The following is a 22,610-nucleotide window of genomic DNA, read 5'->3' on the forward strand; positions in this document are numbered from 1 at the left end:
CAATCCACGCGCCCGCATGGGGCGCGACCCACGGCGTATCTTGATCAATTTCAGCTATTTGAGTTTCAATCCACGCGCCCGCATGGGGCGCGACTATATAATGCTCCATTCAGTGCCTCATACGGCTGGTTTCAATCCACGCGCCCGCATGGGGCGCGACTTAAATGGAAGTCGAATTTGTCACTTTTATTGTTGTTTCAATCCACGCGCCCGCATGGGGCGCGACAAAAATCTGATTTGAGTAGTAAAGTTTTGAATCGTTTCAATCCACGCGCCCGCATGGGGCGCGACCATAGTTCAAAAAAAAAGCAAGCTCAGGCGGTCTGTTTCAATCCACGCGCCCGCATGGGGCGCGACTTACGGAGTATTGGGTAAACGGAGTTACTCGTTGGTTTCAATCCACGCGCCCGCATGGGGCGCGACTTTAGCCGGTGTATCAGCTGTATATCCTTTATCCGTTTCAATCCACGCGCCCGCATGGGGCGCGACCTCACGCCCGGTAAGTTCATCAGGATAGACATATGTTTCAATCCACGCGCCCGCATGGGGCGCGACCAAACGTGCCTTGCTTCAATCAGACAGCACTCAGGTTTCAATCCACGCGCCCGCATGGGGCGCGACAGCCCCCAATAATCCGTACCCTTCTTTTTAAGCGGTTTCAATCCACGCGCCCGCATGGGGCGCGACAGATGAATATTGGCCTAACGGATCGTACAGATATGTTTCAATCCACGCGCCCGCATGGGGCGCGACTTTTATCCGTATGGATTAAATCACGGATCTTTGTTTCAATCCACGCGCCCGCATGGGGCGCGACAATTATTGTCTGGATCATATACAAAATTCTGGTGGTTTCAATCCACGCGCCCGCATGGGGCGCGACGATAACAAGATAATGTCTATACGTTTGATTACTGGTTTCAATCCACGCGCCCGCATGGGGCGCGACTCTTAAAGAAGGCTTTACGATTGTAACTAACATTGTTTCAATCCACGCGCCCGCATGGGGCGCGACTGTCTAAATCTAACTTACTATATATTCAGAATATAATTGCTATATTCTGCGATGCTTATGTTATTTCCGGATATATTACTACACCCAAAAATAAAATTTTGAAAATGCCTAAGCATATCATCGAGTTATAACCAGTGCGAACTCCACTGTAAAAATATGACAGCTTGAGGTTCGCAAACATTCTCATACAATTAGCGGACCCTCCTGATCAATTGATTTTTTTGCCCCGATATGTTCTACACGCCGCCTCCAGTTTGAGCCCAAAAAATAAAATCTCAGGCTGTCTTCATCAGGATCAATTGCGTCAATCAAACGCTGACGCAAAACAGCCCACTTTGCCGGATCAACTAAGCACTCAAAAACAGAGTATTGAACTCTTTGGCCATAATCCTGACATGCTTTTGCAACTCTGCGCAAACGCTTTGCTCCTGCACCATCCTGGTTTGCGACATCATAACTGACCAGCACAAACATATTTATATTTCTCCTTATTTCCAGATAAAGGGCGGATAGCCATCCAGATCGCCGCGCAGATAACGGGCAAGCAGCAACGCCTGAATATGAAACAGCAATCCGATAGTTACTTTTTCGTCGATAAAAGGATGATATATCTCTTCCTGTTTTCTCTCCTGATAAGCTACAAGGAGAGTTTTTCGTGTATCGTCATTCATTAAAACCGCTCCTGAATCGGTTTTCTTAAATCCTTTATCCTGTACCTGACGAAGATTAATAAGCGATAGAGCCAGCCTGTCGGCAATAACCGGCCTAAATTCTTCCATAAGATCAAGAGCAAGACTTGGCCTTCCGGGCCGGTCACGGTGTAAAAAGCCCACGGCCGGATCTAAACCGACTGCTTCAAGAGCCGACCGGATATCATGTGCAAGAAGCGTATAGATAAAAGACAGCAGACAATTTACATTATCAAGAGGCGGGCGGCGGTTTCGCTCATGAAAATAAAAGGCTTCTTTCTGAGAAACTATTAAGTGATCGAACACGCCAAAGTAAATATGTGCTGCATCTCCCTCAAGACCGCGCAAAACATCAAGAGGTTGATCTCTGTTCAGCAATTCAAGATTATAGCTCAGGCGCTTCACTGTATCGGCAATCTTATCGGAATCTATTTTTTCCGTATGATCCCGTAGCGCACGTTTCAGCACGGTTCGGCAATTGGCTATTTTGCCGATAAGTACGGCCTTTGCCATTTCCGCTGAAAAAGCAGGATCATCCGCTTTTCTGTATTGCTCCCGCCGTAGTAATACATTGCCGGAAACCGGCCCCTGAATACGAGCCAAAAAACGGCCATATTCGGATAAAAAACTTACGCCCACGCCATTTTCAGCACAAAAGCCCATAAGAAAAGGGCTGCATCCTACATTTCCGAAACAGACAATTCCACCGATTGTATGGACAGGTATCCGCAGACGTACTTCCTTTTCCACTTTAACCACTACAGTCTCACCTTCTTTAGCAAGGTAGGCCCCTTGTGATGTTACAAATAATGTGTTCAAATGTTTCTTCATAGCTCACCCAAAATTCTTGATAGATAGCTCTTTACTGAACGCTTTTTTCCCATCGTTTTCGGCATGCATTCCCCAACCAACGAACAGCTTTCGCATTTCTTTGTATAAACCGGAGGAGGAGTTTTACCGGATTCTATAATCTCCCGAACATTCTGGGCTGCTTCTTCGGTCTTTTGCCGCAGTCTATTATCGAAAACAACTTCAAGTCGCCTTCGGGTTTTCCCATAAAAAAGCGACCCTTTCGTGATAGTGGTACTTGTCATTTCTTCCAGACACATAGCCTGAGCACAAAGCTGTACTTTGTCGCAATCATCAGCCTTAGGTTTGCCCCGCTTATACTCCACCGGAAAAGGCTGCCATTTGTCTTCCGGCAGGCGGTGAAATTCCACTACATCTGCTTTGCCGATCAAACCCAGCCGGAGGGAGCGAAGCGGCACTCCATATTCAATACGAATATTTCCTCTCGATTCGCTATGCTCATCATGAACCTTATCGTGCATGATTTTTCCTTCGGCAGTTTGCCGATTTTCGGCCCAGATCTGCTCGATGTGAATGAGTGCGCACTGCCTTGGGCAAAAAACCATATGCTGAAGAGCAGAAAGCATAATAAGATCATCTTCTTGATTTTTATAGGTCGTATTGGTCATATAAGCCTTATTTTTTTCTTCTCTGTGATCTCAACCGATATAGCCTTTCCGTAAAACCGCCTTCATTCAAAAAATCTTTTTCCAAAACCCGAAGCTGCTGGTCAAGCAGGTAGTTTGTCTGATGGATCACGCAGATTAAAGTGTTTGCCGCGATTTCGGGAGGCGATGCCTCAATATAAGTCTTATAAGTCATATAAGACCTATTTTTCCGATAGCACAAATTTCTGACTTCCTTTGCTTTAGGATTATCTTTCCCCCAAAGCGACAAATTGTGCTGACGCAGATAATCCTGAAAATCCAACAGTAATTCTTCAAGGCTTGCCCGCGCCACGCCAATAAGCTTTAGCTCAAACTTCTTAGAAGTACCCGAAGCCATGCTCCCTTCCGCAATATTCTGCTTGCCGCTTCGAGCCGCCTGAACCATCTGGTCATGGGTGCGCGAACGAATGCTGATAAATCGGTTACAAAATACCACCGTGGCATCATGGACAATCTCAGCCATCTGATAAGATTGCAGGTTCTGATAGCCGCCATGGGGCGGGATGAGTTTGGGTGGGTCTTGTGAGTTTGTCATGTTTAATACCTCAAAATATATTTTCTTCCGGCCATTCTTTAACTTCGACACCGGATGGGAGGTTATTCCTGTCAACAGTAATTCGATAATCATTTTTACTTCTTGGAAGTTCTGAATTTTTATTTATTTTTACACGATCAAATAATCTTCCCGACAACTCATTGCCTAAATGACTTGCATGTTTGAATATAACCAGCTTTCTTGGGTTCATTTCCCCTCTCGCAGCCGCCCTGTCATGTTCAAAAGCATTTATTAATGCTTTCCATAATAATTTGAGGTCTTCTTCAGAAAATTTTGTTTTTCTGGCATCAAAAACAGAAACAAAACCATGCATGCGATACATGGCATATGGGACAGTTGATTTCCTTCCAAATGTAGATGCATGTTCTCTTTTCTCTTGCTTTTTTGCATCTTCTTCCTTTGTCACAGCACAACGTGTTATTGAATGTTCCGCCTGATATATACGATCTTCTGATCTTGCAAAAGTAAACTGAACAGGACCTCGAACGGTTCCCGCACCTTTATCACCAGTTGATAAGACAGCACCAAATGTTCTGATATCAAAATATGTTTGGCATAAATTTGCTTGACGTTCCTGAATCTTTTCGCCAACAGCCGTATCAATAATATTATTCAGAATTTGCTCCTGCCTGATAAATATATCGAAGGGTGGTTTAAGCTCTTTTGCAAGCATGACATAATTTCTTACTTTTCTTTTAATGCATACATCCGTTATCAATCCATGCTGGTCTTCTGCATCAGCTCTGGGTAAGTTTACTTGATCTGGATCTCCGTTAGGATTGCCATCTTTCACATCAAACAAAAATACAAAATCATACCGATTCTTTATTGCCTCGCTCATGTTATACCTCCGCTTTATTTTATTTCGAGTTTGCTCCGCTGAATTGCGCCTGTTTCTGATGATAATATCCGATAGCAAATTGCCCTTTTTCTTCTAATAAAAAAGTTGCAGGTAATTTGTTAATATCCACGTCCTTCACCAATTCCTGAAGTTCTTTGTCCATATTGATAGCAAGTCCGGGCTTCTCGTTTTTCAGTTTTGTATAATGCTTCGAATTTAGATCAAAAAGCCGCCCAAATGCAGCAGAAGGCAAAGTCATAGCATATGTAAAATACCGCACACGTATTCCGGCATTCCTATCCCCTAACGCCGCATACTGAATGCTCTCCAGTTTTGCAAAAATCTGACCGCAAACATAGGCCACCGGCCTGTCGCCCTCTTGAATATTTTCCTTAATCACAAAATCACCTCCTTTGTTATTCCGATTTAAAATAATTTTTATTAAAGCTGCTCTATCGGCAGTAACACCGTATTTATCCAAGCGCGCTCTCTGGATCGTTTTTGCTAACATCCATAATGGCGGAGAAGTCTTTTTTAACGCCGCATTCCATAAATAAGCGGCTACTCTTGGCAATGATTTATCGTCTTTGTCAAAACTTCCGTCGCTGTTTTTTCTCTGACAGCTCCTTGCCAGATCATACAGTCTGGGGTAGTGTGTTTTGGTACTCTTCAAATCCGAATCATATTCTGAAATTGAAATATCTTGGAACCACTTTGCTATTGATTTTTGAAAATCAAACAAACTTGTTTCAATCCAATCTCTAACTGCTATCCTAGCCGCCGAACCGGATAGTGTGCATGAATAAAATCGGTCTGGCTCAAGATACCGGCTATCATGTTCGGTTCCCGATGTAACAGATTCGATTAATCTTGCAACATCAGATGGATTTGGCTCTTCGAGATAGTCGATTTCATCCAACTTCTCATTGTTTCGGGTCCAAAAAACAACAGCTGTATCCGAACCGAAATTTTTGCGGTTGGTATATCGGAATTCCTTTTTTTCTTTGCCTTTTTTATTTTTAACAAGGATTTCATTCCCCGATGATAGAAGCCAATTCATCCCTTCCACATAAGACTTCGCACAATTAGTGCATATCGAAGAGTTACTGTTTCCTTTTAAACCATAAGACTCGAATGCATTTTCATTATATGAAACAAGAGCGCAGCCGCTTGATTGTCCGTCAGGCACTCTTTTGATCATTCCATGCGGAATATCCACAACCGGATAAGCGGCCCTATCACAAACGGAACAATTCTTTTGTGTTTGAGACAGTAGTGTTTTTTGGATCGTTTCGTACTCTTCAATAACTTTCTTCAAAACATTCGGATTTTCGTGAATACGAATGCCCGCTGATTGAATCCGAAATCCGATATTACCTTTTCTGTTTTTTTCATCAGGAATAGCGGTTTCAAAGTCTTTTAATGCCTTTTCCAACCCGTCAGCTTTATTCTGCCTATAAAAAGCCACAACTGGAGCCAGCTCCTGCAAATTTCGATACTTTTCTATTTTGCCTAAAAACAACTCGTGTTTCTTTTTCGATACTTTACCGCCATAGCAAAGTACTTCTTCAGCTTTGTCGAGCAACAGTCTCGCTTTTCCCTTCTTTGCGATTATAGCTTCAGCAATGGTTAATTTTTTTTCAAATAACTCGAATTTTTGAAAACCGCCATCTGCGGTGATAACTATCTCCATTGAAATCGGCTCTTCCTTAAGCGCATCATGAACCCACTCTTTTTTGCTCTGTTGTTCCCTAAGCGTTTTTCCCAACTCACTTAATTCCTTAATCATAAGGCAGCCTCCTGGTCTTCCTTCTGATTGAACTCATAGAGCCCGGCAGAAGTTTCACTATCCATCGGCGGCTGGAAATGACTGGACTGCATCATCTTGTCATTCTCCTGGACTTCACAGTGCAAAACGCCGTCGCGTATCGCAACATCATGGAAGAATAAGGGTTCAGGTTTTCCTTTCCCGTTATAAAAAATATCAAACAGCATGCTCCCAATAGGAATGGTTTCCCGTATTGGCTGTTCAGTACCGTCCGGCTCCATGAACTCAGCTGAAAACTCGCGTGTCCCAAGATATGGCCTGCGCCAGCACTGGCCTTTTTTAACGCGTCGGGGAAACATACCTTCCTTCCCTACCTCCGACCCAATGTACTTTTCAGGCCTGTTGTTGCCGGATGTTTGTTTTTGGTAAATAGACGCTTCAATGATGTACGCAACATCCTTTAAGATAACGCTGTTACGCTGTGCACGTTTTTCTTCTATCACAATCGGATTTCTTCCTTGTTTGGTGTTAATTTCATTGCGTTTAATTGTGCAGAACTTAGTAGGATTTAAAACTAAAATTCTTCTGACATACCACTGAAACTCCGGTTTCCACAAAATAGAATCCAGGATACCTCGAGCAGCAGACGGCGTCATGCACGGATACGTCATGCGTTCAACTTTCAAATCCGGCCTTGTAAAGCATGCAAAATCGCCGGTTACTTTAACTCTTACAATTCGACTATCAAGCATATGTACCTCCTGATCATACGATTAATTTATCCGCCTCGATGGGGGCCACTGAAATACCTGTTTCAGGATCATAATTCCCGTACCAGATCATAAATCCCTGGGGCATTGGTTTACACATTGCGCTATTCTGAAAAATAAAATACTTATATACCTGTACCGTATACGCCTGCATTTCCCTGTAATCATCCCTTGATAAAAATTCTTTGTGTTCGATGGAATGAAGCAACTGCCTGCTTTTGTCGCTGAAGTTATAAATATAAAGCCCTTCTGTAGCATTTTGTATTATGCGGTAACTGTCATTGACAGTTTTGAATTTAAATTCATTACGGGCATTGTTTATCCCGTACTTATCGGGTTCTACAAAAAGATTGATCACCTTGGCATAATACTGGGCAAAAATATCATGGGTATATAACTGATTAATATCTGCCTTTACTATATCTTCGGTAAAACCGGCACAAGCCGAATATGTCTTATCCGGCATGCCGCCATCTTGGACTTTGAACAAAAATACATTTCCATAATCTGGCAGTTTATCTTCACGATTACAGCGTCCAGCGGACTGGATAACCGACTCAAGCGGCGCTATAGCGCGAAAAACAGATGGAAAATCAAAATCTACACCTGCTTCGATAAGCTGTGTGGAAGCTACCAATATATTTTTCTTTGTTTTAAGGTCATACCTGATTTTTTTAATTACATCCTTTCGATGCGACGGACACATTGCTGTTGAAAGATGATATTTTACTACCCAATTGCCTTCATTTCGCGCACTGTTATAAAACTCTAAAACGGCTTTTTTGGTATTGAATATCACCAATGACGAACCTCCCACCCGCATTACTGCGTCAAGCAGTTCTTCATAATCCAACGGATTTAATTCGTTCAACAAGTGATATTCAACTCGCTTTGTTTTTCTGTAAATTTCTACGGGGTCGTCAACTAATGGGTAAATTACACTTATACCGTCAAATCCCTGTCTTTTTTCGAATGCTGGCTGGGTTGCTGTGCAGAATAAGAACGATGTCTTCATAATAGTCTGAACATCCTGTAACATTCTGAGCGTTGGTAATATCACTTCCTTTGGAAGCGTCTGGACTTCATCGAAAATCACCACAGATTCTGCTATGTTGTGTATTTTTCGGCACTGGGATGGCCTGTTGCTGAACAAAGATTCGAAAAATTGAACAGTTGTCGTTACGATAATCGGATAATCCCAATTTTCACATGCCAGTTTTTTTCGTTGCTGAGTCAAGAAGTAATTATCTTTATCCTCATTCTCGCCTTCATTGTAAACAGAATGATGTTCAAGAACCCATTCTTCGCCAAAAATGGTTTTCAGGACTTGAGCGGTCTGGTCTATAATATTTATATAAGGAAGAACTATTATTATTCGTTTCAAATTATTTTTTTTCGCATGCTGTAGTGCCCAGGCTATGGATGTTAGCGTCTTACCCATCCCGGTTGGAAGGGGTAACGAATAAAACCCGCAGGGCATATCCGCTTTCTGCAAAACTTCGTCGCGGGCCTTATTCCGTAGCTGATTAATTTCGCCGTCTTTTGACTTCTCTGAGAATTCCTTTTCCAATTTTTTTATCATATCGTCTATTGGCAAGGTGATTTGAGCGCGTATTTCAAACGTATCTTTATCAAAATGTTCTTCCGTGGAAAGCCAATCGCTATCGGTTAAAACACTAAAAAGATACCTTATAAAAATTTCACGATGTGATTTTTCTTCAAAGTTCAAAAAATCAGGCTTTGTGATATCTGCCTCGTTAATTTTCACATCAGCAATAAATGATTGTTTGATTCCCTCAAAACTGGGAACTTCCCCACGATAAAAAGGCACAGTAGCGCTCTTCCAAGCTGAGTTATCCGGTAACCCCTTATGATGACCGTCAATAGCAAAAGACGCTTCCATGATTCTAAGAAGTCGCGCATACCCTGCACCCCATGCAGCATGCGGGACACTGCCACGCCTTCCGCCATTTTCAAGGTACTTTTGAAATTCAGGCTGATATTTACCGAGATCGTGCAATAGCCCCGTCAGATAGAAAATTGGCTTATAGTTTTCTTTACATGCAAAAGATTCAGCAAGTTTTGCAGTTTGATGAAGATGCTTTGATAATGCATGTTGTACATTAAGACTATTTTCTGAATGCGCATAATATTTCATTAGTTACCTTATCTTTTAATTATGCTCTTCCTTCTTTGCTATGGGAATACTATTTAACCATCTCCATCCAAATCATTGCCGTAAGCCTTGCGTCATCAAGCGCCCGGTGCAGGCAAAGATTTTCGGGGATATCACCCAAAACATGTTTTGCTACTGTAAGAAGTTTATGGTTTTGAAGTTCGGGAAAGAGTGTTCTGCTCATATTTAAAGTGCACAGGTAGTCATTGTTCAAGGCAAACCCGAGACGTGAAAGTTCATACCTTAAAAACCTGATATCAAATACGGCGTTATGGGCCACAAGTGTGCTTTTTGAAATGAATTTAATAAAATCGGGAAAAACTTCTTCGGGGGCAGGCTCCCCAAAGAGCATTTCATCTGTTATGCCGTGTACTTTTTGAGTTTGTTTTGGAATAGTTTTGCCGCAATTGATAAGGCTTTTGAACTCGGAAATTATATGGCCGTTTTCAATATGAACAGCACCGATTTCAATAACCCTTGCACCATGCTGTGGATTAAAGCCGGTTGTTTCAACATCAAAGACCACATATCTATCTGAAGAAAGAAACATAACAAAAACTACTTATTGTTTTGAGATGTTATATCAATTAGAACATTTTACCTTTTACCATTTAGGACATTTATTGCATACATTGAAATTTATCATTTGTCACCAAAAGCTTTGATTTTTATTTGACATAACTGCCTGAAGGGTTAATATGCTCCGGATACCGGCTTTCGAGACAGTGTCGTAATTCATTTTTTTTGTCATTTCGAAGCGAAGCGAGAAATTCTTGGTTTAAATAAATTCAGAATGTTACGATTCCTCACATACGTTCGGAATGACATTTTTTCTAATTACGACACAGTCTCTTCGCCGGTATGACGGTTCGGGGACTTTTTACGGCTTTGTTAAATTTAATAACTGGTGAGCCACTTTCAAAACGTTTCAGTTTGGTCAAGCTCAAGGCGGGAGAAAATTTCAACCACAGGAATACATTGGGTATTTCGAGGATAGCGCTTATGCTTCACTACGTGTAACTTCGTGCGAAATTTGAGCCCAACGCTTAAGATCGGCCGAAATGGGACGTTTTGAAACTGGCTCTGGTTTTTAAAAGCCTCAAAACATGGGGTAGATACAGGAATAGAAAGTACGAATCATCTTGAATTGAAAGTTATTTACTGGCGGCTTCATAGGATATAAAGCCGCCAGGACTGCAACTTATTATGATATTATCAACCTGGAGGGAATTTCTTTTCCGGTATTTACTTCATTAAAATCAAAATATACTCTTTGGCTTTTTACTGCTGATTTTCTGCTTTCAGCACTGCTGCCACGGGTCAACCACCCGGTGTGATGAAGCGTAGCAAGTGAATAAACAGATATCCACGAAAGGCCTGCCAGAGCAAAAATCCCGTATAAATAGGCAAACAGTCCATCCGAGTTTCTGCACCGCTTTGTGTATAATATACTTGCCACACTTGATGTTAATATTATTCCTGCCAATATGATTATTCCAAACTCCATTGTACGCCAGCAAAAACATGCAATTGTAGTAAAAAGAAAAAACGGGGATAAAATTATTCCCATGCTATTTAAAATGAAATTTATACGCACACCAAGTGCTGAATGCTTCCTGAACTTTTTAAATATAAAACGTGACATAACTATACTTTCGCGAATGTGGCTGCGCGCCCAGCGCAACAGCATCTTACAAAGATTTATATATTTTACGGGAGCATTGGTAAATGCTACCGCGTTTCGCTGAAAATATACATTATAACCTTCCCTGATGATAAGGTTTGTCATGGCCCTATCTTCACCTATTGTAGAAGGCTTCCCGAAAAATCTTTGATTAAGCCATTCGGAAAGGATCGGAATTACTACATTTCTGCGGTAAGCCGAAAGTGCGCCCGGAGTACACAACACAGTATTTACCATGCTTTGACTGGCTCGGATGAAATCAAAACTGAAAACAAATATCACATCAAGCATCTTGGGAATTATACCTTCATTTCGGTTAAGAACACGTATATTACCGGCAACAGCACCTGTTGTTTCATCTTTAACAAACGGGCTTATAAGATTTCTAAGGGTATCGGGTGTAACTTCAGAATCACTGTCTACAGTTACGAGTATATCGCCTTTACTTTGCTGAAATCCGGAATATAGGGCATGTCTTTTTCCTTTATTTTTAGGCAACTTTATCGCTATGATTCTTTTTCCCAATTCTTGCTTTGCTTTAGATATCCATTCCCACGTATCATCAGCGCTTCCATCATCAACAGCAATTATTTGGAGTTTTTGCAACGGATAGTCACTTTCTGTAAGACTTTTGAGTGTCATATATACCTGTTTGCCTTCGTTGAAGGCAGGCACAATAACACTGCATGAAAGCAATTCTTCATCCGGCATTGAGGAAACAGGCTTATATTTAAAAACAAGATAAAGCCTCCATAAAAACTCAATTATATTAACCCAAAAAAAGACCAGTGCAAATAACATAAAAGCTCTTCCATAGGGATTTTGCCTCAACTCTTGCCTAACCATTGAAATACGTTCCAAAAACAATATATCAAGCACTACAATTGAAACAACACCAAAGCAAATCAAGATTTTGATTACAATATCAATTTGTTTATTCTTTGAAGACAAAGTCTTATAGAATGCAATCAAATGCTGCCTGAAATCATATATAAAAGGCAAAAGAGCAGATGGATTCTGTGTATTATTAAGATTTGCTGCCATATTATTATCCTGTTATTAACGCATAAAAGCCTGCATAAAATCGAAATAAATTTAATAAATCGATAAACACAGGCTTTTGCAATTCTTTATTATAAATCCTATAAAATATTAGAAATATTAGTAGATAGTTAACTCTCAATAATTTCAGAGCAAGCATTTCTACGCCCGCCATTGTTTAATGTCAACAAGAATAATATATTAAAAAAAGTTCTATGAATTTTCTTTTCAAACAGTGCCGGTAAAGATACTTAAAGTTTTCTAAAACGCATTTAATATATTGAGCCACTTTCAAAACAATGCTATCTTACCAAAGAAAAATAAATGGAAAATATTGTGCGGATTCTGAAAATCAACTGCTTTTACATAACGATAGCAAACTGTGAATTATTCAGGAAACCTTAATTATGGATAGTTGGAAACCTCATTTTTATTTTCTTGCCGCCCTGCTTGCAGGATCTTTAACTCTTATTTTTTTTATTTTCCGACCTTTTATCTACACTCTTATTTTTTCAGTTGTTTTTGCCGTTGTTTTTCAGCCTGTTTATAAATATTTTCTTGGTCTTACAAAACAACGAAGCGGGCTTTCAGCGCTTATTACCACGGTACTTGTTATAAGTATTTTGCTTGTCCCAATTATATTATTTGGAATTCAGATACTTAATGAAGCTCAGCAACTATATTTTTCTCTTGCTGAAGGTGGTGCAAAGGAAAGTGCTCATGATGTAATGAATAAGGTGATTGAAAATATAGGCAGATTCCTGCCTGCCGTAAAAGATTTTAAGCTTGATATTGATATGTATCTGAAAGAAGGTCTTGGATTACTGCTTAAGCAAATAGGTGGGATTTTCTCGAATGCTGCAAAATTAATGATAAATTCTTTTATATTCTTCACTTCACTTTACTACCTTTTTAAAGATGGCCAAAAACTAAAAAAATCTTTTTTTGATTTAAGTCCCTTACCGTTTGATGAAAATGAATTAATTTCAAATAAACTGGGAGAGGCCATAAATTCCGTTATTAAGGGAAATCTTGTTATAGCAATTATTCAAGGTGCTCTTGCCACTGCTGGCTTTACATTTTTTGGAGTTCCTAATGCAATGTTTTGGGGAAGTCTTACTACAGTGTCTGCTCTTATCCCCGGTGTTGGGACATCGCTTGTCTTAATTCCTGCTATCTTGTTTCTTTTCCTAACCGGCAAAACTTTACCAGGATTCGGCCTTCTTGTCTGGGGAGTAGGAGCTGTAGGCCTGATCGATAATTTTTTAGGCCCGAAGCTTGTAGGGCAAAGAATGCAGGTGCATCCGATGATCATTCTTCTGTCTGTTCTCGGAGGTATCGTTTTTTTCGGACCGATAGGATTTCTTCTCGGGCCTTTAATCATGAGCCTGTTCTTTGCTTTGTTTGAAATATATTCAGCTATCAGGGCTAATCAATAAAAAAAATCTGTTACCATAGATATTCAATGTAATATTGGCCTAACAGTTGGTATTTTTCAGGGAAAGCACTTTGTATGTGACTAGTCTTTTTGATGCGCGCTATCAGTCCATTTAGAATTTCTATCCATCCACCTTAAGCTTATCCAATACCACAATATGACAGGTATCATCATGGCAAACCAACTCCAGTCATTAATTAGAAATATTTTCATAATCCAATCCTGATTAGTAAATATACGACCCCAAGGCACGCAATAAACAGAAAAAACTACACTGGAACCTATTAGCCACAAAGCCCCTTTTCTGGTTTCAATAACTGAAAACGCGAGATATACCCACATTGGGAGATTGTCTGTTTTTTGAACCATCTTTCCGCCTTTCATCATCATTTTTTATTGAACATATGAGACAATTGCAAAACGTTTCAGTTTAGTCAAGCTCAAGGCGGGAGAAAATTTCAACCACAGGAATACATTGAGTATTTCGAGGGTTGAAATTTGAGCCCAACACAGAGATCGACCAAAATGGGGCGTTTTGAAACCGGCTATTTATAGAAAGGATACCTGGCAGACCGTATCTATTTGTTCAATCAAGGATATGATTTCGTTTTGCAGAGCCTTGTCTCTGATAGGCTCAACTCTTGTAACAGGGAAACCGTCTGAAGTCTTTCTATATTTCCAATCAATTATAAAACCGGGCACAATGGCATAAGACAAATTTCCAAAGCCGCAGCAAGAGTTATCCAGTACGCCTTCCCCCAAAAAGTAGAAGAATTCACTATCGTGGTAAGGGAGGCGGGTTTCTTCCGTCAGGACATAGTGTCCTGCAATAACATTATTTTCCTCATTCAAATCGGTGTGAATATAATCCGTTAATTCCAATTGTTGTTCCATATTATCTCCCTGGGATAACAAATAATCTACTCTGTCACCGTTAATGGATTCATTTCCAGTTCCTTAGCGTCAGGTTAATTGATTCGTAAGACCAATCCCCATTATATTTTTGGTGCAAGTATATAAAGTATACAGCAGCAAATAACATAAAGTCTACTTTTTTAGCCGCCTTTCGTTAAAATATACTGCGATAATTACAATAGGAATCCGGTTTTATCTCTTAGCGATAATAACTTGGCATGAAAAATGCTTTTAAAACGGGCAATAGAAAATAACTGTTTTTTAGCCCTACTATTTTAGAAAACATATGGATGAAGAATATAAAAAACCAAACCCGGCAAAGACACACAAAGCTTATTTCAAGCCTTTGAAATCGTCGTATACGCTGGAAGACTATTATGCAGGCTTACCTTCGGAAGAAGAAATGCGGCTATATAACAGCACACATAAGCCTCAGCGGAGGATTTGGCCTATTGCATGGTCAGATCTGATGATGACCATGTTTATTCTGTTTGCCGTTATGTATGTTTACAAATCAGCAAACCATAATTTTTCTTTTATAAACCAGGTTGAAGCGAATATAGTACCGGCGACTTCAACGGAAACAGGAAACTCATCCGAAGTCCGGATGTCAATTGAATCGCTAAACTCTTCGTCTTTAAACAAGTTGGAAAAGGCTGAGGATACCATACAGCTTCAGCATATTACTGATATCGGAAAGATTGAGCTTCAGGAGGATAAGGCGGTCAGGATCATTTTCCCCGGGGATCTTTTGTTTGATACCGGAAGTGCCGATTTAAAGCCTTCGTCCTTAAACACGCTCAGGCAGGTGGCAAATGCTATTCGCATTACCGACTACCATGTGAATGTGGTGGGACATACCGATAATGTTCCCATTCATTCGGAAAATTTTGCCACCAATTGGGAACTTTCTGCAGGCCGGGCATGTATCGTTACCCGGTTTTTAATCGAACAGATGAATCTTTCAGAAGAGCGGTTTTATGTGAGCGGCTATGCTAATCTGCAGCCGGTGGTACCTAACGATACAGCCGAAAACAGGGCAACCAATCGACGGGTTGAGCTTGTCCTGACAAAGAGCAGACCAAAGGCAGAAAATAAGCTCCCTATCTGAGGATTTAACAGTCGCCGCCCCCGGATAGCAGGAAGATATTGTGTTATTTAAATCCTTTAATTGAACCACAACAGAGGGTATTTTATGAGACTAAATTATAGAAACCTCATAAGTATAATGGAAGTAATTTTTGGTAACTACCAAAACATTTTAGGTGTGTTTTGTTTTACAGCTTTATTTTGCGGCGGGCCCTTAATGTATGGACATGCAGGACTCTATTTCAACCTATCCGGTTTTCTGATTGTAATCGGCGGAACTTTTGCTGCAGCCTTTGTGAGCTTCAAAGCCGAACGCCTCAAGATTGTGTGCAAGGTGCTTAAATCTTCATATATGGCCCGGGAAATTGAGCCATATGAAATTGTTGAAACACTTGTGGATTTATCTATAAAAAGAAGACTCAGGGGACTTCTGTCGCTCCAGGAAGATGAGCAGGAAGCAACTGTTATGTTTCTGCGCCAGGCACTTGGTTATCTTGTGGATGGCTACGATATCCGGCAGATTAGAGATTTTCTGACAACCGAGATCAACTTCTTCCGGATACGGCGGGAGGAAACCGAACGTGTACTTAGAACCATAGCTGAAACCTGTCCTTCTTTTGGTCTTATCGGCAGTGTGGTAGGCCTTATGAGTATGATTTCCGGGATAGGAGATACATCGGTTATTCTTGCGACTATCCCGGTAGCACTGACATCAACCTTATATGGTGTATTGTTTTCAAGCTTCATATTCGGGCCATTTGCAGCACATATCCAGGAACGCACAGACCGGGAAATTCTCCTGCAAAGAATCATTTTGGAAGGAGTGATCGCAATTGGAAGCAATTTGCATCCAAGGGCACTTGAAAGCAAACTCAAATCTTTTTTAACCCCTTCTGACCGGGCAGATAAAATAGTTTCTTTGGAAAGGATTCGAAAGGAATTTAAAGTTAAGGACTCAAACCTTTTTCAACCTGAGAGAGAAAAAGCCCAACAGTTTTCTTCGGCTTCCAAATAGTCCATAGAGCCAGTTATGAAAACCTCACGGGTTTCTTATTTTTACTTTACCTTCGTAAGACCAATCATTATGCCCGCCATCAATGATTACAAGCTTTGATCCAGGAACGGATGCTGCAAGCGCCTTTGCATGCTGTACCGGAATAATTGCATCTGCTTCAGCGCCAAAAATATCGATAGCACCTTTATAATTTGAGAGTGCTTCTATATTGTCCCAGTTATCCTTTAATATCAACCAGACAAGAAAAGATGGGAAATGCTCTTTGGCAACTAAAGAAAGTTTATCAAAAGGAACGATTAACACTAATTTAACCGGTTTATTATCAAGAGTTGCAAGATATGATGCAGGACCAGATCCGATAGATTCACCGGCTACACAAACCGGAATATCAGGGTAAGTTCCTCTGAGAAATAGATATGCTTCTTTTGCTGCATGATTAAAAGACTCTTTCGATGGGACACCTTTACGGTCTCCGTATCCGGGGTATTCAAGAATAAAGATAGAATCTTTATCTGAAAAACATGGTATCGCATATAAACGGTCTGATGCCTGACCGGCGTTTCCATGAAGCATTAACCATACGTTCTTAGGCGATTCAACCATTCGTGAGTAACCGATAGTTTCGCCGTTTCTGTTCCATGGCGTAAGACTGTTATTGTGAGGATTATGAGAAGGAAAGAATAGAAACATTCTTTCAATCGGCGAACATCCAACTATTCCAAAAAGGGTGATGGATGTAATAAGAAGTAATGTCGTTATTGATATTAGTTTCATATATGTGTTGAATAATAAAGCTCAGCGACAGGCAGGAGTTGCCACTGATGTTTATATTTCACTCTATCGCGAATTGCTCTTGCCCGTTAGCTGGAGTGGTTGGTTCGGTTTAGATGGTTTCAGCTTCTTAGTTATTTGAAAGAAACTCTCAAAATGGTGATCAGTAGAGGGCACTTCCGGAATATCATTAAATGCTTCATCAGGTATGCCCGTGAATTTACCGGTTTCATATCCTCTAAACCTAACCCACACACCACGTTTAGGGATCGTAACGGAGGTAAATGTGAAAACCTGCAATTCCATGACAATCGGTGATGCTAAATCATGGTCATCGGCAGATTGAATCGAGATTAGTTTCTTTCCCAAGTGAGCACGGTGATGTGTGTCACGGTCATCAACTATTCTCCCTTCGATTTCGATAAGCTTCCCGAAAGCCGATCCCAAACGCGGATTGATTGAAACAGCGTATAAATTTCCGTCAACCCATAAAGTTATGGTGCTGATAATAGCAACTGATATAATAATTGATAAAATTCTCATATTTCTTGCTGAGCCATTGATTATCAGGTTAATTTTTTTTGATATTAAGATTGACGGGGTTTCCGTGCTTAGAGTTTTGTCTTTAGTTCACCAGAGATGATAAAACCGATTTTGGGCTTTTTCCCTTTTGGTTCCGGGATTTCGATCAACCTGCGAATTTCACGAACCAAATCAATTAATATCTCATCATGGTCACTGACCCGCCTTTCAAGTTGATCGACTTTTAGAGCCAGCTTTTCATTTTTGAGTGCCATTTCACGTAGCCGTATGAATGCTCTTACGATAAAGACGCTCATCTTATTTGCCTGCGCTGAATTAAGAACATTTGCCGCCTGCAAAGCACCATGTTCTGTAAAAACTAAGGGCTGTTTTCGTCTGCCACCCCAGCCTGAACTTGATGTCGCAATTTGCGACTTCAAGTTTTCGAATTCCTCTTTGGTCAGCCGGAACATAAAATCCTCTGGAAATTTATCAATATTTCTTCGGGCTTGCTCGTTTAAGCGTTTTGTTTCCACACCATACAATGCAGCAAGATCTGAATCCAATATTACTTTTTGACCACGAATGACTAATATGGTTTTTAATATGCTCTTTTCAGGAATAAGATCTTTTGATTTATGCTGCATATATTCTTGCTCCTTCTATTAGTTAGGAGAATTTTTTAACTCAGCGGCGGGCCAAAATACTTGCCCGGTAAGCCACTGCGCCTCTTCCCGTCTGCAGCAGTGAATGGTTATGCTTATCCTTTGATGTGGTAACTATATACTGACGAGCCACCTATTTTAATGTAATTTGGGTCATACCCTAAACCTTCAGTTACTTGAATCCCTTCTTTGGGGATAAAAACACCGCTTTCTTCTACGAAACTTTGCTCAAGCTTAATATAGATGCCGACATTGGTAATATATACTGATATTGGATTAAGCGATTTAATATAATTCGGTAATACTTCAACATCAGACATGTTTGATTCAACATTGTTCCTCAACACTTCATTGGCTTCTTGTTCAAGAAGGGTTATGTTGAATTCATCTGCCTTGTGATGCCCTGTGCATCCGTTGAAACTGAAGGCTACTAGAGCAATTAATATAACAATTGCAAGTTTCATATCTTTCGAAGCTTAAAAGATCAGTTGCCCAAAAAGGTCTGCCAGTTTTGTCGGCAGGCATTTTTGGGTCAAGATGAATCGATTGGTAACTTATTTTTTCCCTATTTTAATAAATTTTACTTGGTTTTTTTTATTGATATCATTTGCATGATAAATACTTATTTTTCTATTTGAGATTTTATTTATCATAAATACAATATCATTTAGCAATCTAATTTGATCAGGGGGCATATTTAAGCCTAAATAAACAACTTCCACGAGATCATTTACCTTAATTTTTTTTTAATATCAAAACTTTTGGTTATTAATCTAATTTCTTTTTCATGTTTGAAATTGTTTGTTTTTATTTTTAATAATGTATTTTTTTTATCGATAATAATATCCCCTCTATCTGTACGCATATTATTAACATTTTTTCTATATTCTTTTTCAGAACAATAGTTAACTTCTTCTAAATAAACTGTTTTTCGTTGTGTTGCTTTTTGATTTTCAACTTCAATTGCTTTAATAATATTATCATAATTGAGTTTTAAGCATATGCCTTTATGACCATCTGCGTAATGAGACCACATTAGATAATCGTTGTTTTTCTTACTAAGAGAGCAAATAGCAGTTGGTAATTCTTCTCTTTTTTCATCGATTAATATGGCACAATCCATCGGATCGTTTAACTCTTTAGGATCAGCGAGGTATAATTCATTATTTACAATAATGTCTAATGCCCAAACATTAAATGGTTTGTATTTATAGAGTATCAAAAAGTCTCCATAGGATTCATTTTTATAAGTTCGAGCTAATCAGCGCCACAGTTTTTTGCGTCGGCTGAATTAGCAAGGATATATTTCCAAAATTAAATTGGAAGAAAATCAAGTGCAAACTTGTTTGGCGATTTTTTAGCTTGATACCATTTAACGTGATGCTATTCAGGATTTTGTAATAATTTTTTCAAATCTTTTTTATGCTCTATCTTAATTTTAAGCCCAAAAGCAATAGAAGCCACATGTTTTGCTTCATATTTATGAGCCCCCAATTCGTCACGTACAATTTTTCTTTCTCGCTCATATTTCCAATAAGTATATTTTGTCCCTATAGCTTGCTAAATGAAAAAAGCGACGATATCGTTCAAATGGTTTCCATTGTATTCGCCTTGAAATGAAGAGTCCTTAGAGTGAAATGGATGCTCGCTTTGATATTTAACGTCAATAGGATTTAATAATTTGGGGTGAGGATAGAAATGATTTTCTCTAAATCCAATGCAGAACCCCTCATGCTTGTCGGCGTAATGAGACCACATTAACTGGTTTTTTCTTGCACGGCTGAATGAACATACACCTATTTGATTTAGTTTTATATTTATCTCGTTTTTGATCTTTTTCTTATTAGCAATGCCAGTTTTCGCTAAGAATGATTCTAACATTCTTTCATGTTCTACTTGACAATCAAACGGATCATTTATCGTCTTTGGTTCAGCAAACCATAGCTCTTTGTTTGATAGTATAGCTTTCGATCTTTCATTGAACGGCCTAAATTTAAAGAGCGATTTCGAATTAATATTGCTGGTCAAAGTAAACTCCTTCAAAATAGAATGTAGAACTCAGCGGTGGGCGCATAGACCATGATGAAAACCACAGACCGAAATCCCCCCCCGTCCGCTGGAGTGCTTGGTTCGGCGTTCCGCTGGATGCTCATCGGAGCGCCACCATCTTCAGGATGCCGTACGTGACTAAGCTACTCATTATCATGAATGCATTCCCGATTAGGAAGTGGTAGAAGCGCCGCCGTCCTCGGTCAAGTTTCTGTTCGCAGTCTTTCGCCTGGAGTCCCCAACGTGGCCACTGGCCAGCAACCTTGAGGAGAAGCCACAGTCCGATAAAGTCTGGCCTATGACGAGAGCAAGCGTATACATCGTGGACTCACACAGGCCCAAGAGAACAGGCGGCCAGAGATTTTCGCGGGCGGTGTCGGTGCCTTCCACCAAACCGAACAGAGATCGGATGCCGCGCAACACAGCGAAGACTACCCAATGTGTCATAACGGCGGCGACTAGCATGATACCGATCACCCGGTACAAAGCATCCGCCGGAATCCGTGAGCTAAGCCTACCCAGAGCCTGGAACGTTGGTATCGGCATGATTGCGAGAAACAATCCTAATAAGAGCATAGCCAACAGGATCAAGTGCCATCCTAAAGGCAACGATTTTCTCAGAGTCTCAGCCACGGTCTCGCCTCCCTTCATATGTTCGGCATTACTTGCCTGACCTTGCTATCCAGTCAGCTCCTATGTCTCTTCCGTCCGCTGAAATTGAGCCCACCATGATGCCCCAAGAATCATCTGTCATTACTGCAACATTGCCACGAACAACCGATGATAGGGGAGTGTTGGGGCTAACTTTTGCGTACTTAAATGGATCAGCTTTGACCTTTTTGACCAAGCTCGCGGCATAACGTGCCAGAAGCTCCTTCTTTTTCTCGGCCAGAGATTCCCAGTCATTTGCGGGGACTGAAATTAAGCAAAGTGGCTTACTCGTAGCCTCTCCCCATAGATAAGGTTCCCGATAGAACCGATCTATTTTCTTATGACTGGCCAAGATCCCCAGATGAATTGCTCTACCCTCCTTTATGCTCTCGGACAGGCTTTCACATTTCCCGTCTAAAGGAACAACAAATAATGTAACCGTCAGCAAGACCAAGGATAAATATGCGGTTCTTCTCATCGGATCTCTCCTCCTTTGTCGTTCAGTTTTTGCCGAACCATTGATTATCAGGTCAATTTTCCCTGATATTAAGATATTGGCAGAGTTTTCAGGCATATTTTCCCTGTTCTAATATCAGGCTTGATTTAATTATGAGTCGTCATATAATGGGCGAAAAATTTAAACATGAAACATATGGGCTTAATTTGTATAAAATAAAGCATGTTATGGTAGATATGTCAATATAAAGGGTTTTTAGAATGTTAAATTTAGCTACTTTGTCGGAAAGCAGTACGCCGGAACGGCCGGATCATCAGGTTCGATTGATGTTGGCCCTTTAGTAAATGCAAGCATCAAGTATTGAAAGCACCTCTGCAAGTAATTCCTGACCACCATGTTCAATCCGGTTTGCACGACGAGTTTTGAAATCGACCGATTTAACTTGCTCTACCATTACATAACCAGTCAAATCGCTGCCTTTTGGAATAGGAACGTGAAAAGGAAAGTTACGTTTGGTGCTTGTGATTGGGCAAACAATAGCCAATCCTGTACTTCGGTTAAAGAGGTCTTTACTAACGACAAAGGCAGGTCTCCGTCCTTTCTGTTCATGGCCGGATTGTGGATCAAAAGTAATCGCGATGATGTCCCCTTGCTTAGGGGTATACGCAGGCATTTACCATTCCTCCTTGCCAGCCGGTTCTCCCCATTCAATTTCGTTGATTTCATAGTTTTCAGGAATATTTGCAACGAGGTCCTTAAGGGCATAGCGTCCACGTATCTTTCTCGCTGGTTTGACAATCATAACTCCTCCTTTAACGCTAATATCCACATCATCGCCTACACAAAGATTTGCATCTTCGAGCAGATTTTTTGCAAGTCGAAGCCCCTGACTATTTCCCCATTTTTGAATTTTTGTAAGCATTTTAATACCTCCTGATGTATAGCCTAAGTATAGCCGTTTTGATCTGGAGGTCAATAATT

At 40.4% G+C, this 22,610-nt stretch carries 24 protein-coding genes and 1 CRISPR repeat array; of the genes, 3 read left to right on the forward strand and 21 right to left on the reverse strand.

Going from position 1 to position 22,610, the window contains the following annotated elements:
- Window positions 1-1,015: a CRISPR direct-repeat array (repeat unit 28 nt; unit sequence CAATCCACGCGCCCGCATGGGGCGCGAC).
- A gap of 183 nt (window positions 1,016-1,198) precedes the next feature.
- The 10 genes from cas2 to KKC46_10005 form a co-directional block, all read right to left on the reverse strand.
- Entirely contained in the window at window positions 1,199-1,489 is a 291-nt protein-coding gene (cas2, locus tag KKC46_09960) for a CRISPR-associated endonuclease Cas2 (protein ID MBU1054140.1), read from the reverse strand.
- Window positions 1,490-1,503: 14 nt separating this feature from the next.
- Window positions 1,504-2,535, reverse strand: a complete 1,032-nt coding sequence (cas1c, locus tag KKC46_09965; GenBank protein MBU1054141.1) for a type I-C CRISPR-associated endonuclease Cas1c — start codon at window positions 2,533-2,535, stop codon at window positions 1,504-1,506.
- Window positions 2,532-3,182 carry a CRISPR-associated protein Cas4 gene (gene cas4, locus KKC46_09970; GenBank protein ID MBU1054142.1) on the reverse strand — a complete coding sequence of 217 codons (651 nt, stop codon included), beginning with the start codon at window positions 3,180-3,182 and terminating at the stop codon, window positions 2,532-2,534. Before cas4 ends, cas1c begins: the two co-directional genes overlap by 4 nt.
- Before the next feature lie 7 nt (window positions 3,183-3,189).
- Window positions 3,190-3,756 carry a four helix bundle suffix domain-containing protein gene (locus tag KKC46_09975; GenBank protein MBU1054143.1) on the reverse strand — a complete coding sequence of 189 codons (567 nt, stop codon included), beginning with the start codon at window positions 3,754-3,756 and terminating at the stop codon, window positions 3,190-3,192.
- A gap of 10 nt (window positions 3,757-3,766) precedes the next feature.
- Window positions 3,767-4,618, reverse strand: coding sequence for a type I-C CRISPR-associated protein Cas7/Csd2 (gene cas7c / locus KKC46_09980; GenBank protein MBU1054144.1), 852 nt, complete (start codon window positions 4,616-4,618; stop codon window positions 3,767-3,769).
- A gap of 19 nt (window positions 4,619-4,637) precedes the next feature.
- A complete protein-coding gene (gene cas8c, locus KKC46_09985; GenBank protein MBU1054145.1) occupies window positions 4,638-6,407 on the reverse strand; it encodes a type I-C CRISPR-associated protein Cas8c/Csd1 in 1,770 nt (589 codons plus the stop codon).
- Window positions 6,404-7,138, reverse strand: coding sequence for a type I-C CRISPR-associated protein Cas5c (gene cas5c, locus KKC46_09990; protein ID MBU1054146.1), 735 nt, complete (start codon window positions 7,136-7,138; stop codon window positions 6,404-6,406). The genes cas8c and cas5c overlap by 4 nt, the downstream gene beginning before the upstream one ends.
- A 13-nt stretch (window positions 7,139-7,151) precedes the next feature.
- Window positions 7,152-9,314: a CRISPR-associated helicase Cas3' gene (gene cas3 / locus KKC46_09995; GenBank protein MBU1054147.1), complete on the reverse strand. Its 2,163-nt coding sequence runs from the start codon at window positions 9,312-9,314 to the stop codon at window positions 7,152-7,154.
- A gap of 49 nt (window positions 9,315-9,363) precedes the next feature.
- Window positions 9,364-9,882 carry a 3'-5' exoribonuclease gene (locus KKC46_10000; protein ID MBU1054148.1) on the reverse strand — a complete coding sequence of 173 codons (519 nt, stop codon included), beginning with the start codon at window positions 9,880-9,882 and terminating at the stop codon, window positions 9,364-9,366.
- A gap of 654 nt (window positions 9,883-10,536) precedes the next feature.
- Window positions 10,537-12,060 carry a glycosyltransferase family 2 protein gene (locus KKC46_10005; protein MBU1054149.1) on the reverse strand — a complete coding sequence of 508 codons (1,524 nt, stop codon included), beginning with the start codon at window positions 12,058-12,060 and terminating at the stop codon, window positions 10,537-10,539.
- 404 nt (window positions 12,061-12,464) lie between these two features.
- Between KKC46_10005 and KKC46_10010 the strand changes: the two genes are divergently transcribed.
- Window positions 12,465-13,496, forward strand: a complete 1,032-nt coding sequence (locus KKC46_10010) for an AI-2E family transporter (protein MBU1054150.1) — start codon at window positions 12,465-12,467, stop codon at window positions 13,494-13,496.
- Between the two features lie 80 nt (window positions 13,497-13,576).
- On the opposite strand, the gene KKC46_10015 is transcribed toward KKC46_10010, so the two are convergent.
- Both KKC46_10015 and KKC46_10020 read right to left on the reverse strand, forming a co-directional pair.
- Complete coding sequence (locus KKC46_10015; GenBank protein MBU1054151.1) at window positions 13,577-13,864, reverse strand: hypothetical protein; 288 nt, start codon at window positions 13,862-13,864, stop codon at window positions 13,577-13,579.
- Between the two features lie 180 nt (window positions 13,865-14,044).
- Window positions 14,045-14,389, reverse strand: a complete 345-nt coding sequence (locus KKC46_10020; protein ID MBU1054152.1) for a hypothetical protein — start codon at window positions 14,387-14,389, stop codon at window positions 14,045-14,047.
- Window positions 14,390-14,696: 307 nt separating this feature from the next.
- Here KKC46_10020 and KKC46_10025 point away from each other — a divergent pair, with 307 nt between their 5' ends.
- Both KKC46_10025 and KKC46_10030 read left to right on the forward strand, forming a co-directional pair.
- Window positions 14,697-15,521 (forward strand): flagellar motor protein MotB, encoded by an 825-nt coding sequence (locus KKC46_10025; protein MBU1054153.1) that lies wholly within the window; start codon window positions 14,697-14,699, stop codon window positions 15,519-15,521.
- 117 nt (window positions 15,522-15,638) lie between these two features.
- Complete coding sequence (locus tag KKC46_10030) at window positions 15,639-16,514, forward strand: MotA/TolQ/ExbB proton channel family protein (GenBank protein MBU1054154.1); 876 nt, start codon at window positions 15,639-15,641, stop codon at window positions 16,512-16,514.
- A gap of 24 nt (window positions 16,515-16,538) precedes the next feature.
- On the opposite strand, the gene KKC46_10035 is transcribed toward KKC46_10030, so the two are convergent.
- The 9 genes from KKC46_10035 to KKC46_10075 form a co-directional block, all read right to left on the reverse strand.
- Window positions 16,539-17,288, reverse strand: coding sequence for an alpha/beta hydrolase (locus tag KKC46_10035; GenBank protein ID MBU1054155.1), 750 nt, complete (start codon window positions 17,286-17,288; stop codon window positions 16,539-16,541).
- A gap of 63 nt (window positions 17,289-17,351) precedes the next feature.
- Complete coding sequence (locus tag KKC46_10040; GenBank protein ID MBU1054156.1) at window positions 17,352-17,828, reverse strand: hypothetical protein; 477 nt, start codon at window positions 17,826-17,828, stop codon at window positions 17,352-17,354.
- A 68-nt stretch (window positions 17,829-17,896) separates the two neighbouring features.
- On the reverse strand, window positions 17,897-18,454 hold the full coding sequence (locus KKC46_10045; protein MBU1054157.1) for an ORF6N domain-containing protein: 558 nt from the start codon (window positions 18,452-18,454) through the stop codon (window positions 17,897-17,899).
- A gap of 113 nt (window positions 18,455-18,567) precedes the next feature.
- On the reverse strand, window positions 18,568-18,936 hold the full coding sequence (locus KKC46_10050) for a hypothetical protein (GenBank protein MBU1054158.1): 369 nt from the start codon (window positions 18,934-18,936) through the stop codon (window positions 18,568-18,570).
- A 266-nt stretch (window positions 18,937-19,202) separates the two neighbouring features.
- A complete protein-coding gene (locus KKC46_10055) occupies window positions 19,203-19,694 on the reverse strand; it encodes a DUF2971 domain-containing protein (protein MBU1054159.1) in 492 nt (163 codons plus the stop codon).
- Between the two features lie 338 nt (window positions 19,695-20,032).
- A complete protein-coding gene (locus KKC46_10060; GenBank protein ID MBU1054160.1) occupies window positions 20,033-20,500 on the reverse strand; it encodes a DUF2971 domain-containing protein in 468 nt (155 codons plus the stop codon).
- Window positions 20,501-21,182: 682 nt separating this feature from the next.
- Window positions 21,183-21,746 carry a hypothetical protein gene (locus KKC46_10065; protein MBU1054161.1) on the reverse strand — a complete coding sequence of 188 codons (564 nt, stop codon included), beginning with the start codon at window positions 21,744-21,746 and terminating at the stop codon, window positions 21,183-21,185.
- 220 nt (window positions 21,747-21,966) lie between these two features.
- Window positions 21,967-22,302, reverse strand: coding sequence for a type II toxin-antitoxin system PemK/MazF family toxin (locus tag KKC46_10070; protein ID MBU1054162.1), 336 nt, complete (start codon window positions 22,300-22,302; stop codon window positions 21,967-21,969).
- On the reverse strand, window positions 22,303-22,551 hold the full coding sequence (locus tag KKC46_10075) for an AbrB/MazE/SpoVT family DNA-binding domain-containing protein (GenBank protein MBU1054163.1): 249 nt from the start codon (window positions 22,549-22,551) through the stop codon (window positions 22,303-22,305).
- Window positions 22,552-22,610: the final 59 nt, after the last annotated feature.

The sequence above is a fragment of the Pseudomonadota bacterium genome (assembly GCA_018817425.1).
Lineage (GTDB): Bacteria > Desulfobacterota > Desulfobacteria > Desulfobacterales > RPRI01 > RPRI01.

Excerpts from the sequence above, each read along its gene's own strand:
- cas4 (MBU1054142.1), bottom strand. The coding sequence starts at position 3,182 with ATGACCAATACGACCTATAAAAATCAAGAAGATGATCTTATTATGCTT.
- KKC46_10065 (MBU1054161.1), bottom strand. The coding sequence starts at position 21,746 with ATGCCTGAAAACTCTGCCAATATCTTAATATCAGGGAAAATTGACCTG.
- cas5c (MBU1054146.1), bottom strand. The coding sequence starts at position 7,138 with ATGCTTGATAGTCGAATTGTAAGAGTTAAAGTAACCGGCGATTTTGCA.
- KKC46_10020 (MBU1054152.1), bottom strand. The coding sequence starts at position 14,389 with ATGGAACAACAATTGGAATTAACGGATTATATTCACACCGATTTGAAT.
- KKC46_10070 (MBU1054162.1), bottom strand. The coding sequence starts at position 22,302 with ATGCCTGCGTATACCCCTAAGCAAGGGGACATCATCGCGATTACTTTT.
- KKC46_10040 (MBU1054156.1), bottom strand. The coding sequence starts at position 17,828 with ATGAGAATTTTATCAATTATTATATCAGTTGCTATTATCAGCACCATA.
- KKC46_10050 (MBU1054158.1), bottom strand. The coding sequence starts at position 18,936 with ATGAAACTTGCAATTGTTATATTAATTGCTCTAGTAGCCTTCAGTTTC.
- cas8c (MBU1054145.1), bottom strand. The coding sequence starts at position 6,407 with ATGATTAAGGAATTAAGTGAGTTGGGAAAAACGCTTAGGGAACAACAG.
- KKC46_10010 (MBU1054150.1), top strand. The coding sequence starts at position 12,465 with ATGGATAGTTGGAAACCTCATTTTTATTTTCTTGCCGCCCTGCTTGCA.
- cas7c (MBU1054144.1), bottom strand. The coding sequence starts at position 4,618 with ATGAGCGAGGCAATAAAGAATCGGTATGATTTTGTATTTTTGTTTGAT.
- KKC46_10030 (MBU1054154.1), top strand. The coding sequence starts at position 15,639 with ATGGAAGTAATTTTTGGTAACTACCAAAACATTTTAGGTGTGTTTTGT.
- KKC46_10000 (MBU1054148.1), bottom strand. The coding sequence starts at position 9,882 with ATGTTTCTTTCTTCAGATAGATATGTGGTCTTTGATGTTGAAACAACC.
- KKC46_10015 (MBU1054151.1), bottom strand. The coding sequence starts at position 13,864 with ATGGTTCAAAAAACAGACAATCTCCCAATGTGGGTATATCTCGCGTTT.
- KKC46_10005 (MBU1054149.1), bottom strand. The coding sequence starts at position 12,060 with ATGGCAGCAAATCTTAATAATACACAGAATCCATCTGCTCTTTTGCCT.
- cas2 (MBU1054140.1), bottom strand. The coding sequence starts at position 1,489 with ATGTTTGTGCTGGTCAGTTATGATGTCGCAAACCAGGATGGTGCAGGA.
- KKC46_10035 (MBU1054155.1), bottom strand. The coding sequence starts at position 17,288 with ATGAAACTAATATCAATAACGACATTACTTCTTATTACATCCATCACC.
- KKC46_10075 (MBU1054163.1), bottom strand. The coding sequence starts at position 22,551 with ATGCTTACAAAAATTCAAAAATGGGGAAATAGTCAGGGGCTTCGACTT.
- KKC46_10045 (MBU1054157.1), bottom strand. The coding sequence starts at position 18,454 with ATGCAGCATAAATCAAAAGATCTTATTCCTGAAAAGAGCATATTAAAA.
- KKC46_09975 (MBU1054143.1), bottom strand. The coding sequence starts at position 3,756 with ATGACAAACTCACAAGACCCACCCAAACTCATCCCGCCCCATGGCGGC.
- KKC46_10025 (MBU1054153.1), top strand. The coding sequence starts at position 14,697 with ATGGATGAAGAATATAAAAAACCAAACCCGGCAAAGACACACAAAGCT.
- cas1c (MBU1054141.1), bottom strand. The coding sequence starts at position 2,535 with ATGAAGAAACATTTGAACACATTATTTGTAACATCACAAGGGGCCTAC.
- cas3 (MBU1054147.1), bottom strand. The coding sequence starts at position 9,314 with ATGAAATATTATGCGCATTCAGAAAATAGTCTTAATGTACAACATGCA.